12 protein-coding genes are annotated in these 13,793 nt (G+C 46.5%); 6 read left to right on the forward strand and 6 right to left on the reverse strand.

The window, feature by feature from the left end; all coding sequences use genetic code 11:
* Positions 1-90: 90 nt before the first annotated feature.
* The 5 genes from IEY39_RS24345 to IEY39_RS24365 all read left to right on the forward strand — a co-directional run bounded on the left by IEY39_RS24345 (position 91) and on the right by IEY39_RS24365 (position 6,537).
* Positions 91-1,839 carry an outer membrane protein assembly factor BamB family protein gene (locus IEY39_RS24345; RefSeq protein ID WP_188936577.1) on the forward strand — a complete coding sequence of 583 codons (1,749 nt, stop codon included), beginning with the start codon at positions 91-93 and terminating at the stop codon, positions 1,837-1,839.
* 104 nt (positions 1,840-1,943) lie between these two features.
* Positions 1,944-2,414 carry a hypothetical protein gene (locus IEY39_RS24350; protein WP_188936579.1) on the forward strand — a complete coding sequence of 157 codons (471 nt, stop codon included), beginning with the start codon at positions 1,944-1,946 and terminating at the stop codon, positions 2,412-2,414.
* A gap of 107 nt (positions 2,415-2,521) precedes the next feature.
* Positions 2,522-4,483, forward strand: coding sequence for a KUP/HAK/KT family potassium transporter (locus tag IEY39_RS24355; protein ID WP_188936581.1), 1,962 nt, complete (start codon positions 2,522-2,524; stop codon positions 4,481-4,483).
* A gap of 76 nt (positions 4,484-4,559) precedes the next feature.
* On the forward strand, positions 4,560-5,624 hold the full coding sequence (locus IEY39_RS24360) for a vanadium-dependent haloperoxidase (protein WP_188936583.1): 1,065 nt from the start codon (positions 4,560-4,562) through the stop codon (positions 5,622-5,624).
* Positions 5,625-5,817: 193 nt separating this feature from the next.
* Entirely contained in the window at positions 5,818-6,537 is a 720-nt protein-coding gene (locus IEY39_RS24365; protein WP_188936585.1) for a hypothetical protein, read from the forward strand.
* 124 nt (positions 6,538-6,661) lie between these two features.
* On the opposite strand, the gene IEY39_RS24370 is transcribed toward IEY39_RS24365, so the two are convergent.
* From IEY39_RS24370 to IEY39_RS24395, 6 genes are all read right to left on the reverse strand, one after another.
* Entirely contained in the window at positions 6,662-7,045 is a 384-nt protein-coding gene (locus IEY39_RS24370) for a HEPN domain-containing protein (protein WP_229689074.1), read from the reverse strand.
* A gap of 23 nt (positions 7,046-7,068) precedes the next feature.
* Complete coding sequence (locus tag IEY39_RS24375; RefSeq protein ID WP_188936589.1) at positions 7,069-7,392, reverse strand: nucleotidyltransferase domain-containing protein; 324 nt, start codon at positions 7,390-7,392, stop codon at positions 7,069-7,071.
* Between the two features lie 398 nt (positions 7,393-7,790).
* Positions 7,791-8,903: a hypothetical protein gene (locus IEY39_RS24380; RefSeq protein WP_188936591.1), complete on the reverse strand. Its 1,113-nt coding sequence runs from the start codon at positions 8,901-8,903 to the stop codon at positions 7,791-7,793.
* A 297-nt stretch (positions 8,904-9,200) separates the two neighbouring features.
* The gene (locus IEY39_RS24385; protein WP_188936592.1) at positions 9,201-11,576 is read right to left on the reverse strand and encodes an ABC transporter permease; all 2,376 of its coding nucleotides are present in this window, start codon (positions 11,574-11,576) and stop codon (positions 9,201-9,203) included.
* Positions 11,577-11,792: 216 nt separating this feature from the next.
* Complete coding sequence (locus tag IEY39_RS24390) at positions 11,793-12,395, reverse strand: hypothetical protein (RefSeq protein WP_188936594.1); 603 nt, start codon at positions 12,393-12,395, stop codon at positions 11,793-11,795.
* A 44-nt stretch (positions 12,396-12,439) separates the two neighbouring features.
* Positions 12,440-12,682, reverse strand: coding sequence for a helix-turn-helix domain-containing protein (locus tag IEY39_RS24395; RefSeq protein WP_188936595.1), 243 nt, complete (start codon positions 12,680-12,682; stop codon positions 12,440-12,442).
* 39 nt (positions 12,683-12,721) lie between these two features.
* Here IEY39_RS24395 and IEY39_RS24400 point away from each other — a divergent pair, with 39 nt between their 5' ends.
* Complete coding sequence (locus IEY39_RS24400; RefSeq protein WP_188936596.1) at positions 12,722-13,225, forward strand: YfbM family protein; 504 nt, start codon at positions 12,722-12,724, stop codon at positions 13,223-13,225.
* Positions 13,226-13,793: the final 568 nt, after the last annotated feature.

The following is a 13,793-nucleotide window of genomic DNA, read 5'->3' on the forward strand; positions in this document are numbered from 1 at the left end:
TGACCGGGTCGCCCCTATAAGTATCCCTGGATCGCAGGAGTTTGACATTCTCATTTCTTCTGCCTATATTTATAGCCGACTCCTCGACTTATGAACCGCATTTCTGCCCGCCTATTGCTCTCATCTCGCGCAAGTCGCGCAGTTGCAGGCTTCCTGGTATTTCTGGCCGGCTGTACCCGAACCATTACTCCCCCCACGCCGAGCACTACCCCAACTCCGGTTCCGCCCCCCAGTTCAGCCAAGGTTATCACCTCCTTTATCATTAAAGCAACCGACAATCCTGCTATATTAACAGCGGATATCACCGCCTCCATCACCTCCGACAGTATAAACCTTGTTTTCGCAAAAGGCGTCAACATCACGAATCTCATCCCTACGATCAGTTTTACCGGAAAAACGGTGAGCCCTGCCAGCAAAACCAGTCAAAACTTCGGCACCACGCTGAACTATATTGTTACGGCTCAGGACAGTAGTAATAAAATATATCATGTCCTGGTGAACTTCGTATCCAGCGATAAGAGCATTACGGGATTCTCCTTCCGCGCATCGGACAATTCCTCCAATCTAAGCGCCGACGTCAGTGGCTTCATCGGGGCAGATACGATTGCATTGACAGTACCCTTTGCGACGAAACTCACCGCTCTGGTGCCCTATATTACGACAACCGGCAAAACAGTCTCCCCGACTAGTTTAACCCCGCAAGATTTTACCAACCCGGTCAAGTATACGGTAACAGCCACAGACGGAACGACCAAAACTTACATGGCTGTCGTCACTGCGGCCCTCCCTCCGCCGGCGGGAACCATCTTCGTGGCTGCGCCCAACCAGACCGCCTTTGTTAAGAACGGCTATCTATATGCCATTGATGCCGCAACGGGAAAAGCAAAGTGGAGTTATTACGATAATTCGGCTCCGATTTGGCCGGCGCCGACAGTGGCGGGCGGCAAAGTGTACGAGGCCGATTTCACCGGTAACTTGCTGGCTTTTGATCAGACTACCGGTAGCCTCCTGTCGAGCTACTTGACGAGTCCGAACAACCATCTCCAATCCAATCCCACGGTAGTCAATGGGACACTGTACATCGGCGGTGCAGATTCCTTTTTTTATGCTGTCAATACAAATCCGTGGACGCCCGACTGGAAAATAAAGCTCGGGAAGGCCTCCTCCGGGTCACCAACTGTCGATAACGGCGTTGTCTATTTCGCGAACGACCAACTGTATGCCGTGAACAGCAGTACCGGCGCGATCATCTGGGGCGTCAACCCCTCCAGTGATTCGTCTGCCGTCTACCCCGGCAACCCCGCAGTCGCCAATGGGATCGTTTATTTTGGCAGTTCGGATAGGAATGTATATGCAATGGACGCAGCTACCGGCCATCTCGTCTGGAAATATTACACCGGGGATGTGGTCAACGCAAGCCCCACGGTTGCCAATGGAATAGTATACGTTACGGGCGGTTTCGACAACCTCTATGCGCTGAATGCAGCTACCGGCACGCTAAAATGGAGCTATTCTGACGGCTACGTATTGGCCAGCCCGTGCGTAGCCAACGGCTCGGTTTATATCGCCAGCACCAGCCAATACCTGCATGCCCTCGATGCAGGCACCGGTAATCTAAAATGGAGTTACCATTCCGTGGTGGGTCTTGAGAATACCCCGCTATATTTCAACGGCTCGGTCATTTTCAGCAGCGCCAATAATTTGTTATCGGTCAATTCCACTACCGGCACGTTGAACTGGACATTTTCCACCGGTAATCCTTATCCTTTTACAGGCCTATGCGCAGTCGATACAGCCGGAAATATCTTCCACACCTCCGATTCCGGCGATCAGAATTGACCCCCGAGCAGCTATTTACTCATAACACTTGACGACATTAGCGTTTTCACGCTTGATAATAGGGGGATATTGGCGTAAATTCACCGAATGGGGGGAAGTAAACTATGCACGTTACAAAGGCAATATTGCTATTGACGGGGCTTTACGGACTGGCCTCTTTTCAAAAACCGGCAATTGAATACGAATTTAATATTTCCGCTCACCGGGTGGGAAAAGTGCCTCAAAATATTAGTGTGCACTTTATTAATCATTCAAATGCTGCTCTAAACTTCTCCAATCTGGTACTTAACTTCTATGTAGACGACGAAGGTTTTTGGGGAACATGGGAGAAGGCAAGGTTTCTCAAAAAGGATTTACGGCTGGCCCCAAAGCAAGCTTTCAACATATCTATTCCTTTCGACTCCCTGACTATTGTGAGTTTCAAGGAAGAGCGTGCTTTTCCCAATAGTGAGCTACAGCATAAAATACAGCGATGTAAGAAAATAAAAATCAAAGCATCTATAAGTGACTGGCGGAGGTTAGAAAACCCTTTAGAGTCGAGTAGTTTAATATGGTCGAATTCGATTGAGTTTTGAAAATCAGGTGTCAGGAAATCGGCAGTGTGCCCCGCCTACTTCCCGTGAAATTCTTCCCTTTTTGTAGTTCTTCGTGCTCGTCAATTGAATATTTTTTATCTTGGAGCATGACCAACAAGAACCCCTCAAAAGTCGACTCTGAAAGCACGACGAACAAATTGACAGCAGCCGGCGTCTTAATTTCCATAGGTATTGTCTTCGGTGATATCGGGACTTCTCCACTTTACACCTACAACGCGATCCTGGACAAAACGGCCGTCAACGAAACGATTGCCCTGGGCGGCGTTTCCGCCATTTTCTGGACGCTCTTGTTTCAGACGACCATCAAGTATGTCATTATCACCTTGAGAGCGGACAACAACGGGGAGGGTGGCATCTTATCGCTATACGCGCTGATCAAGCGGTATAGCAAATGGCTGATCGCTCCGGCCATTCTGGGCGCCAGTTTCCTTTTGGCGGATAGCATTATTACCCCTCCGATATCCGTCACCTCGGCCATCGAAGGCCTGAAGATCATTCGTCCTGACATTCCCATCATTCCCATAGTGCTGGCCATTATCATTATCCTTTTCCTCATTCAGCGGGCCGGAACCTCCTTCATCGGAAAATTGTTTGGGCCCATCATGTTCGTATGGTTCACGATGATCGCCGTCATCGGTCTCATTGGCGTTTGGCAGGACCCCTCCATTATCAGGGCGCTTAACCCGGTACGGGCCTATGACATGATCGCCCATTATCCGGGTGGGTTCTATTTGTTGGGCGGCGTGTTCCTTTGTACGACAGGAGCGGAAGCCTTATATAGTGATCTGGGGCATTGCGGAAGAAAGAATATCCGGGTAAGTTGGTCGTATATCCAGGTTTGTCTCGTCCTGTGCTATTTGGGCCAGGCCCACTGGCTGATGCAGCACCTTGGACAGCAAGGGGACACTTTAAATCCCTTTTTTGGCCTGGTCAGCCGGCCGCTCTTAATACCCGCGATCGTGATAGCGACATTGGCCACGATTATTGCCAGCCAAGCCCTTATAAGCGGCACGTTCACGTTGATCAGTGAGGCGATCCGCCTGAACCTCTGGCCCAAAATGCGGATTATCTTTCCTACCGACATCCGCGGTCAAATGTATTTACCTTCAATGAACTGGCTGCTGATGATCGCCTGCTGTGCTGTGGTGTTGGGTTTTAGATCGTCCGACAATATGGTGGCTGCCTTTGGCTTATCTGTCACCATCACGATGCTCATGACCACCTTTCTCATCACCGGATATCTCTATTTCAAACGGACCAACCGGTTCCTCGTCTTGTTGATATTTCTAACCTATTTGATCATCGAAGGGTCATTCCTCACCGCCAACTTACAAAAATTCACACATGGCGGTTGGGTTACCTTACTGCTGGGGGTAGTCTACGCTTTCATAATGTTTGTATGGTATCGCGTCACCAATTTGAAAGGATCACTAACCCAATATGTCAGCGTCCAGACCGTCCTCCCGAAATTGCGGGAATTAAGCAACGATGACACCATTCCCTTATTTTCCTCCAACCTGGTATATATCACTTCCAGTACCACACCAAATAAGATCGAGGATAAAATAGTCCAGTCCATTCTTGATCACCAACCCAAGCGAGCCCTCCTTTATTGGTTCGTTCACGTAGAGGTCCAGGATCATCCTTACACCACCGCCTATGAATGCCATGTCATCGCTCCCGAAGATGTCATCTATGTCAATCTCAAGCTGGGCTTCCGCATCGCCCCAAGGGTACAACTGCTCATGCAAAAGGTAGCCGCTGATATGATCCGGAGAAAAGAAATTACCATTCAGCCCAAATATTGCTTTTCCGATCTGACTACCACGATTGGGGATTTCCGTTTTGTCGTCATGCAACGCTTCCTAAGCTATCAGAACGAATTGAACCTGATCAACACGCTATTTCTCAATGTGTATTTCTTGCTAAAAAGCATCTCCCTAAGCGAAGAAAAAGAGTACAGCATTGATGACAGCAACGTCGTACTGGAGCGATACCCCCTCATCATTTCCCCGCCAAAAAACATTGAGATCGTAAGAGTACCCTAACCCGCCTTTTCCGGCAGCACCCCCCATTGGTCAACCACCCACATCGATTGCCCAGGGCATTACCGATGACAAATGGTTGACGATACATTGGAACGGCCTCTCCGGCTTGCCACAGGCCCTTGAATGGAAAAGATATTTCTGGCCACAGTCGTTGAACGCCGCAATGGCCGAGATCAACCATAAATTTTTTCCCAAGGCAACCTCCATCGACAGTGCCGCGATCGATTCGTTGGAATCCGCTATCCAAGCTTCGTTCGCCGAAAAGCCGGAAGTTATCCAACGCTCTTCCACTTTCGGAGCCTCCGTTGCAGATGCTGTTTTCAATTGGTCCGAGACGGATGGATATAAGCATGCAAGCGATCCCTACACTCCTCCGGTAGGCTCGGGTCTTTGGGTGCCAACGCCACCCGCATTTGCGGCAGCAAGCACGCCATATTGGGGCAACCTTCGGCCAACAATTGCCGGAAGTATCGACAATACCCAGTGCGGCCCCCTGCCTTTCCCCTATTCTACAGACCCTAGTTCTGGTTTTTTTAAAATGGTGTTGCAGGTCTATACTGCCTCTCAAAACCTCACCGCGGGCCAAACGGCAATGGCCTTATACTGGAGAGACATTCCAGGTGTCACATCCCCCGGGCATTGGCTCAATATCCTTCACGAGGTGTTGCAGCAAACTGGCGCCCGGCTGGGACAGGCCGCGCTAGCCTATGCCCTGACAGGCGCCTCTATCAATGATGCGAGCATTAGTTGTTGGCAATCCAAATACAAATACAACCAGGTGAGGCCAATCACATATATTCGGGGAGTAATGGGCTATTCCACCTGGAATTCTCTGCTGACCACTCCGGCTCATCCGGAGTACCCTTCGGCCCACGCAATCATTTCTTCGGCTACAGCTGAAGCTTTTACAAAACTTTTCGGCAACATCGGCAGTTTCACAGACCATACTTATGACTACCTGGGTTTCGCCCCAAGAACTTATTCATCTTTCAAGGCCATTGGCGAAGATGCAGGCAATTCGAGAATTTATGCGGGCCTCCACTACCAACCCTCCATAGATACCGGGCTGATCCAGGGAACCAAAGTAGCCCTTAACATTTTCGATCTTATCTCAAAAAATACGTCAAAGTCCGACTACTAAACTTGTTTACCCCCTAATCTCTCCAAATGCAGAAACTGAAACGTCCGATTGGCGGGCGTTTCAGTCTATTAGCCCATCCACGCCTCTTCAACAACGACCTGGATCCGGTTCATAAAAAGCGGTAAAAATGATACATAATTTCATCAGCGCTTGCAACCAAATATTTAGTACATTTAGATTAAACCCTGTTTTTATGAGAACCGCATTCCTAACCGCCTGCTGTTTGCTGCTGTCAGTATTCAGCCACGCCCAGGGAGGCAATGAGGATTTAATGCGCGCCGATTTCGCCGACGTTGCCAAATACGGTACCCGGCAGAGCGGGTTCGAAGGATTACGAAGCCATTCATCCGGAGTCAAGGGAAGTCAGTTTTTTTATCCTACCTGGAGCAAAGGTTCTCTTATAACTAATTCCAACGAAAAACTGGGCGACAAATATATGTATCTGTTTGACAAGGTGCGCCAGGAGCTCTTTATCCAGGTGCCGGATTCTAATGCCGTCTACCTGGTGAATAAAAGCCAAATTCATGCATTCACGCTTAACACAGACAAACCGCATACATTTGAGATCGCTTCAGATTATATCCCGGGGCGTACGACGGACTACTTTGAGATTCTGATAAAGAACGATAAATATTCATTGCTCAAATTCACCAAAACCACCTTAGTCAAGTTCGATCCTCACGACATGATGAGAGTGAAGAACGGCGAATTATATGACGAATTCGTTGATGAATACACTTATTATCTCACCCTCAAGGGTGGATCCTTACAGGCCATCCCCTTAAGGGCAGGAGTCATAAAGAAGGTTTTGTCCGCGGAGAAGTCAAAAGTAAACGACTATTTCGACACCAATGCGAATGAGGAATTGGATGAAAAATTCCTGGTAGGGCTCATCGGGTTCCTCAATTCCTGAGTTGAATTAGTCAAGACTTGATCTGACAATAGGGGTTAACTTTAATTGGTAACAACTTTTTGGCTAATAAAGGCAGAAAAGGCACATAAAAGCAAAAGAAAACCCCTGATAATCAGAGGCAAAACTAATTTGTAGCACCCTGGCCGAATTGTTGGAAATATGCTTTGGTAAGCTGGTAAAATTCGTTTGCTTTCCTGATTAAGATTGCCGCTTCTTCCTGCGTGATATCTTCATCCAGGTCATAATCTGCTTCCTGCCGATAATCAAATAGCATAGCAATAGAATCAGAAATTTCAACAGGAAAAATGGAAGTCTTTATGAATAGTTCGGAAAATTTGGCCCTGGCTCCCTGGTGTGTTTTTGCATATACATCCTGAGAATAGAGTAAAGCAATTATGCAATAATAACAAACATAATAAGCTCGATTAGCTGTTGCCGCAATGAACCCACCTTTTAGATTGTATTCTGCATTTTCAAGGGCATCAGCGGCTTTGGCCAAGGCTTTCAAAGATTCGGTATATGCCGAAGACGTCATATAACAATACCGTCCTTTCTGATCTCCCGGTAAATACCCTGCATGGATGTCTCTTTTTTCTCTAATGAGGTGGGCAAAGATGAAAGCATCAATCCATACTTCAAAGATAATCTTGAGCCAATAGCGGAGGTTTTAGCAATTTCCGCAGATGTGCGAGTGTTCGGATCGCGCAATACCACTGCAAAATCCAGGTCCGATTCTTCGCGGTTATCGCCTCTGGCATAAGACCCAAATAAAATCACCTCCACCAGCTTATCTCCATAAAGTTGTTGAAGATTAGCTTTGTACTCATTGGCGATCCGGTGAACAATTGGCAGCATTTGCTAATAATTTGATCAAATTTATGAATTTTTTGGCAGTTTTTTACAATCCTTGCCCACAATCAGCCATCCGGGATACGACGTGCAATTGCTCGATCACCTGATTATTCCAGCGGAGGGGTATTTGTCGATGAAGTTGGAAGGGTTGTTGTGAATAATGATTTTCGATTTAAACCGTCGAATGCCCGTGGATCCTTTGTGTTTCGCAGTAGACAATCCACAATTGCTTTGTCTTAAGTTAAGATATTCTCTTCCCCTATCTGTTAGGGTACCCAATTAGGTTCGTACTTTCTACTTTCACCAAACGCTATTTTTGCAAAACGAAATTCGCCATATAGGCAAGACAAATAACACCCACCGTATATATAAGTACAATATAAATGGTTAATACTTTATTTTTATACTTCAATTTCTCCATTTTCAACGTAAGGCGAAAAAAAAATACCTACTGTATAAATTAGGCTATACCACCATTTGGTGGCGATCTTCATATCAGTTAAACTTGGCAAATTTTCCATCTCGTATACGTGCTCGTTTAATTTTGACAAAATAAAAAAATTAATTGTCGTGAATATCACATTGAATATTACAGCCCAAAAGAAAACCAATCCTTTTGTATATCCGTCATTCCACCATATTCTATTTATTAAAGCCAGCAGTCTTAAGTACCAATGTCTCCTAGACCTATAATCTCTGTATTCATGATCCAGCCGTTCATAACTCTCCAACTGTCCTCTACTTTTAAAGTTATTCAGCAACGATTCATAAATTGATACTTTGTCTTCACTAGAGAATCTTTCAACTGACCTACCCATTTTATATCGAATAGAATCGGGCAACCATAAAGTAAAATGTGAATAATCCATTTTAATTTTAGACACATCAGTGTTATATAAGCAAATAAATATTCTGTTATCTTGTGTATTCTCTGCAAAATTGGCAACGGTTAAATCAATCTCAGTGGGGATATTTACTAGTTGTGAAAGATCAAAAAAGTGTGGGAATTCTGTCGCTTGGAATATGAATTTAACAGAAGGATCTAATTTCAAATCTGAAAAATCTGCGCTATCCGTAATCTTACAATACTCAAAATCAACTATTCCTCTCAAAAAGCAAGAATAAAAACTAGGGCAGTTAAGTGTCGTGGATATAAAGTTTAAAGTATCAACTGTGCATCCTGTGAAATATGGATGGTACAAATAACAATGAAACAGATTAAGACGACCAATTTCTGAAGAAAAAAATGATGCATAGTTATTCAGATTGCATTTGATAAACGATAGCTTTCTAAATTGGTTTAGAACACTTTCAATATCCTTAAATTGACAACTTTCGAAGGTAAACACGCGCTTCGATGGATAATCTTGGAAAAAAAACTTATCAAATGAGTTCCCACTAAAATAAATTGATTGTTCCAGCCTGTTAGAAGAGTTTTTAGGTTGTGCGGAAACAGATTGAAATGAGGCTAAGAATATGATACAGACTAAAATCCGTTGAAATCCTCTTCTCATACTGCAAAATTTATTAACAAACCTACGGAAGTGGCTTAAAACAGCCAGCACAGTCAAATATGGGTTATTCAAGGAGACAAAAGAAAACCCCTGAAAATAGGGGGCTCATAATATAATGCACCGGCACAACATGCCTGGAAGCATGTTCACTCCCCAATACAGAAAATGAAAACACCCGATTCCCGGGCGTTTCAGCAAATTTAGTCCCAGATTAGTAACAAAATGTATTGGGCATAACTTGAGCCAATATATGGAAAATACTAGTCAACAATTAATCTTACAAACCTAAAGTCAGCATCATTCCGATCGCAAACTTTTTACGGGGTTCATCAGTGCGGCCTTTAGCGACTGGTAGCTCACCGTGAGCAGGGTAATGACGATGATCCCTGCGCCGGCGGACACAAAGATCCACGAAGACAGCGGAGCGTGATAGAGATAGCCCTCCAGCCATTTGCTCATGAAATAGTAGGAAAACGGTACGGCGATCAGGATCGCGATGCCGGTGAGCTTCAGGAATTCTTTTGAGAGCAGGCCCCAGAGGTTGACCATGCTTGCGCCGAGAACCTTGCGCACGCCGATCTCTTTTGTGCGCTGTTCGGCTACGAAGGCGGCGAGACCGAAAAGCCCGAGACAGGAGATAAAGATCGCAAGACCTGTGAAGACCGCGGCGAGGTTGCCTATATGCTCTTCGGCTTCGAATTTGGCGGCATAGGCCTTGTCGACAAATTTATAGATAAAGGGGCTCGAAGGATTATATTTTTTGAAGACCGATCCCATGGCGGCGAGGGTCTTGTGCAGGTCATTGCCGGGTTTCACCTTTACGATCATCTCGCCGGTGTACCGGCCTCCTACGAAGATGGCGTTTTCTGCGGTATCGTAGGGGTCATTGGTCACCATGTCAGCGCAAACGCCTACGACAGTATAGGGTTTCCCGAAGAGCTTTACGATCTGGCCAATGGGTTCTTTGAAACCGATGGACCTGACAGCTTTTTCATTGAGGATCGCGGCGTTGCTGTCCGTAGGGAAATCGCGGGACATATCGCGGCCGCGGGTGATGGTCCAGCCGATGGTTTTGCCGTAGTCGGGTGTGATGTTGACGTTGTAGAAGCCAATGGTATTCTGATCGGGGCGTTTGCCGGCCCAGTCGATACCGTTTCCATCCTCAAAGTCGGTGGGTTTCATGTCCGAGGCGGCAACGTTTGCGGCGAGACCTTTCTGAATGAGTTCGGCGCGAAGGGCCTCGTAATGGTTGCCGATTTCGGGGGTGTTCATGTCTACCGTGAAGAGGCCTTCGCGGTTGTAGCCGACGGGTCGATCTTTTGTGAAGAGTATTTGGCGGTAGACGATGGCCGTCCCGATGATGAGGATGAGCGAGACCGCGAATTGCAGCACGACGAGGATCTGGCGAGGCAGGGAAGCCGATTTGCCTACCTGGAGTTTGCCCTTGAGGACCTTGACGGGACGGAATGCCGAGAGATAGAAGGCAGGATAGGAGCCGGCGAGCAGGCCGGTGAAGACTGTGAAGCCAACCATCGCGATGATAAACAACGGGTTGTCCCAGGGGATGGACATCTGTTTGGCGGCGAGGTTGTTGAAGAAGGGCAGCGAGGCTTGTGCAAGAACCAGGGCGATGAAGAGGGCAATGACGGCCAGCAAAACGGATTCGCTGAGGAATTGGGCGATGAGCTGGCTGCGGAGCGAGCCGATGGTTTTTCTTATGCCGACCTCTTTTGCGCGTTTTTCGCTGCGGGCCGTGCTCAGATTCATAAAATTAATGCAGGCGAGCAGCAGCACGAAAACGCCAATGATGCCGAAGAGCCAAACAATGGTGATGCGGCCGCCGGCGGGTTTATTAAATTCAAATTGGCTATATAGGTAAGCTTTATCCAGCGGGTAGATCAGGACCTCTTCGTGGACGTCTTTTTCGTAGGGAGTAATAAGGTTTCTTACCCTTGCGGTCGCTTGTTCGGCGGTGACGCCCGGGGCCAGTTCCACGTAAAGGCCGCCGCAATGGTCCTGCCAGCTGCTGTTGTCGCGATGGTAGCTATTTTCGGCATTGCCCCAGGGGAACACGGCCTGAAGACCATTGAAAGTGGTATTCTTTGGCAGATCGGCATAAGTGCCGCCGATTCGGTATTCCAGGGTGTTATCGACTTTTACGGTTTTGCCCAGGGGGTCGCCGTTACCGAAGAGGGCCGTAGCCAGGGACTGGGCGATGATAATGGTGGAAGGGTCTTTTGTAGCGTCGGCATTGCCATTAAGCATCCGGTAGCCGAACATCCCGGGAAGGTCAGCCTGGGCCGTCAGGGCCTTGCCGCTAACGGTCTTGTCGCCGTAGTTGAAGAGGCGGCTGCCGTTAGGGTGCGTCATGGCAACGCGAGTGAAGAGATCTTTGTACTCGGTGCCGAGGGTCTTCCCGAGGGGCATCATGATCATCCCGCCGGTGAAGAATTCTCCCTTTTTGACGGCATTATTCAGATGCATGTTGACCATGCCGGCGGCGAGGCGGCTGTGGTTGGGGGCATAGTGATCGAAGGTTGCTTCGTCCGTGATCCAGAGACCGATGACGAGGGCGATGCCCATGCCAATGGAGAGGCCGGCAATATTGATGGCGGTGTAGCCCCGGTTCTTGCCGAGGTGGCGCCATGCGATCCTTAAATAGTTTTGGAACATGCGTTTTGTTTATGAATACCGCTGATTGCGGCCAAAAATATGCCCAATTGCTTACGATTTATCAATCAATTAGTTAAGAATTCCCGTTGATTATTACCTGTTCGGTTTCGCACACTTTAATGTTCAGTTTTATCGGGTATTTTGGAAAACACCTCGCCTTTGCAGCGCCCCAAATATTACTATTGACAACGATATAAGCGACGGCGGGAATTCCCTTTATTGTTTCGGTTTAGGAGCCTTTATTAAATATGCTTTGATGTCTTGCCGCAAAATGTTTAAAGCTATTTCCTTAGTTATCAGAAAATTATTATCGACAGGATTTTCCGTGTATTGATACCAATAACAATTTTCATTAAGAATAAAAATATTTTTAGGGAGCTTTTTGATTTTTACAAAATTAGGTTCTCCTGTTGGCGTCTCTTCACAGGAGAAATAGTCAACGCCTCTGTCGCTTTGTTGACTCAACTCCCTTCGGTGTCTTTTCGAAGGTGGAACTTCGTGACCTTCTATATAGAGAAAACCAAAATTTGACTTACGACTATAGGCGGCAAGAACAACATACTGTCCCGAATCTACTTTGAAAAGCGTGTTATCATAAAGCCAGTCAAATCCTCCTTTTTGGAGTTCATCCATAATCACAGGTATTGCCTCATTTTTTCTCAGCCAGTTCGTTGTCAGTTTCCGTCCCCGAATGTTTTTATTTGTTTGATAAGAAGAAAAATAATCATAGTAATTACTTGTGTCGGCTTTTTGAGCAAGTCCTTGTCCAATCACAATTTGCTCTGTTAGCAATAGCGCAACTAGAAGTTTAAGTTTCATTAAATAATTTTTTTGAATCAGAATCTTTAAATTACTCATGAATTTCACATAAGCAAATTATTCAAAGACCTTTTTTCAAACAAATGCTTCTTACCCACCTTTTCCGATCTCATCTTTCCAGCCAGCACCCACCTTCTCAGCGTCAGCGGCGACACATTCAACAGTAAAGCTACCTCCTTCAGGGATAACCATTCCTTCACCTGAATCACCCGAACTTGATCCTCCGTTATATACCCATCCGGCTTTCTTTTAACCTCCGTTGGTTTTATACGCTTACCTTTTCCCATAAAATTGACTATTTTAGATGCACAAAAAAATGTGCCGCTATGAGCATGATCGGACAATTTATCAGGATACCAGCCGCCGAGCTTCAGACCTATCTAAAGGATAGCGCCCTATTGGAAGAGCGACTTGACAGCGTCGAAGGAGATGAGGAGGAATTCTTCGATATCGATAAGTCGTGGGATGCACTTTCCTTTCTGTTAACAGGTCACACACTGGAAAACGTGAGTAGTGCCACGCCTCCCCTTTCCTGGACCATCTTTGGCAATGGTACAGTGGATCCTGAGCAAGAGTTAGGCTACGGCCCAGCAAAGTATTTGACGTCAGAAGAAGTACAGGCCGTTCATCAGGCGATATCTTCCCTTTCTGCCACTGCACTTATGGAGCGGTATGATGCGGAAAAGCTGAATGCGCATCATATTTACCCGGAACAGTGGGACGACAGTTCGGATTGGACAACCTACTTGGCGGATAATTTTGAAGCTTTAAAAGACTTTTATGCCAAAGCAGCAATAGAACATCAAGCTATGATCCTTTTTCTCACCTAATTATACATTCCTCGTAACTTCCGTCTCCACCTTCGCGCGGCTAATGGCCTTCTCCATCTTCGGCAATCTTTTGGTCTATATGTTACAGGACTCTTTTTCATCCTTCTCTATAAGGCACTGGGTACAGACCTGTTTTACGCGGACCTTTCTTCCTTGAGCGTGTTAATTCCTCTCCTGATCTTATGGTTTCTGGGTTTCAAGGCCGCTATGCAAGACAAAGAGACCCCCATGCCACTCGTGGGACGATTTTATCAAAAGTGCTTTGGTTTTGTTGGGCGGTAAGCCATCAGGGGCAATCTCTCGGATTCGTAGGAAACGTAGGATTTGGAGGAAACCCGGCAACAATTGAAAACCAATGTGCCTCACGGGCCCTACACGTTCCCTGTAGTCACTACATTGATGTACTGATTTTCAGGTTCAAACCAGCGCCGTAGGCGGAGAGTCTACTTCCCAATACAGAAATTGAAAAGACCCGGTTTTAGGGGATTTGAGAAAAATAAGTAACAGATTAGTGACAAAAATCCAGTTCCTTTAAAAGCTCGTAAAAATAATTTACCCATTCATTCGT

Origin of the sequence: Puia dinghuensis, assembly GCF_014642875.1 — a bacterium.
GTDB lineage: Bacteria > Bacteroidota > Bacteroidia > Chitinophagales > Chitinophagaceae > Puia > Puia dinghuensis.

Excerpts from the sequence above, each read along its gene's own strand:
- IEY39_RS24380 (WP_188936591.1), bottom strand. The coding sequence starts at position 8,903 with ATGAGAAGAGGATTTCAACGGATTTTAGTCTGTATCATATTCTTAGCC.
- IEY39_RS24345 (WP_188936577.1), top strand. The coding sequence starts at position 91 with ATGAACCGCATTTCTGCCCGCCTATTGCTCTCATCTCGCGCAAGTCGC.
- IEY39_RS24385 (WP_188936592.1), bottom strand. The coding sequence starts at position 11,576 with ATGTTCCAAAACTATTTAAGGATCGCATGGCGCCACCTCGGCAAGAAC.
- IEY39_RS24390 (WP_188936594.1), bottom strand. The coding sequence starts at position 12,395 with ATGAAACTTAAACTTCTAGTTGCGCTATTGCTAACAGAGCAAATTGTG.
- IEY39_RS24375 (WP_188936589.1), bottom strand. The coding sequence starts at position 7,392 with ATGCTGCCAATTGTTCACCGGATCGCCAATGAGTACAAAGCTAATCTT.
- IEY39_RS24355 (WP_188936581.1), top strand. The coding sequence starts at position 2,522 with ATGACCAACAAGAACCCCTCAAAAGTCGACTCTGAAAGCACGACGAAC.
- IEY39_RS24350 (WP_188936579.1), top strand. The coding sequence starts at position 1,944 with ATGCACGTTACAAAGGCAATATTGCTATTGACGGGGCTTTACGGACTG.
- IEY39_RS24400 (WP_188936596.1), top strand. The coding sequence starts at position 12,722 with ATGAGCATGATCGGACAATTTATCAGGATACCAGCCGCCGAGCTTCAG.
- IEY39_RS24365 (WP_188936585.1), top strand. The coding sequence starts at position 5,818 with ATGAGAACCGCATTCCTAACCGCCTGCTGTTTGCTGCTGTCAGTATTC.
- IEY39_RS24395 (WP_188936595.1), bottom strand. The coding sequence starts at position 12,682 with ATGGGAAAAGGTAAGCGTATAAAACCAACGGAGGTTAAAAGAAAGCCG.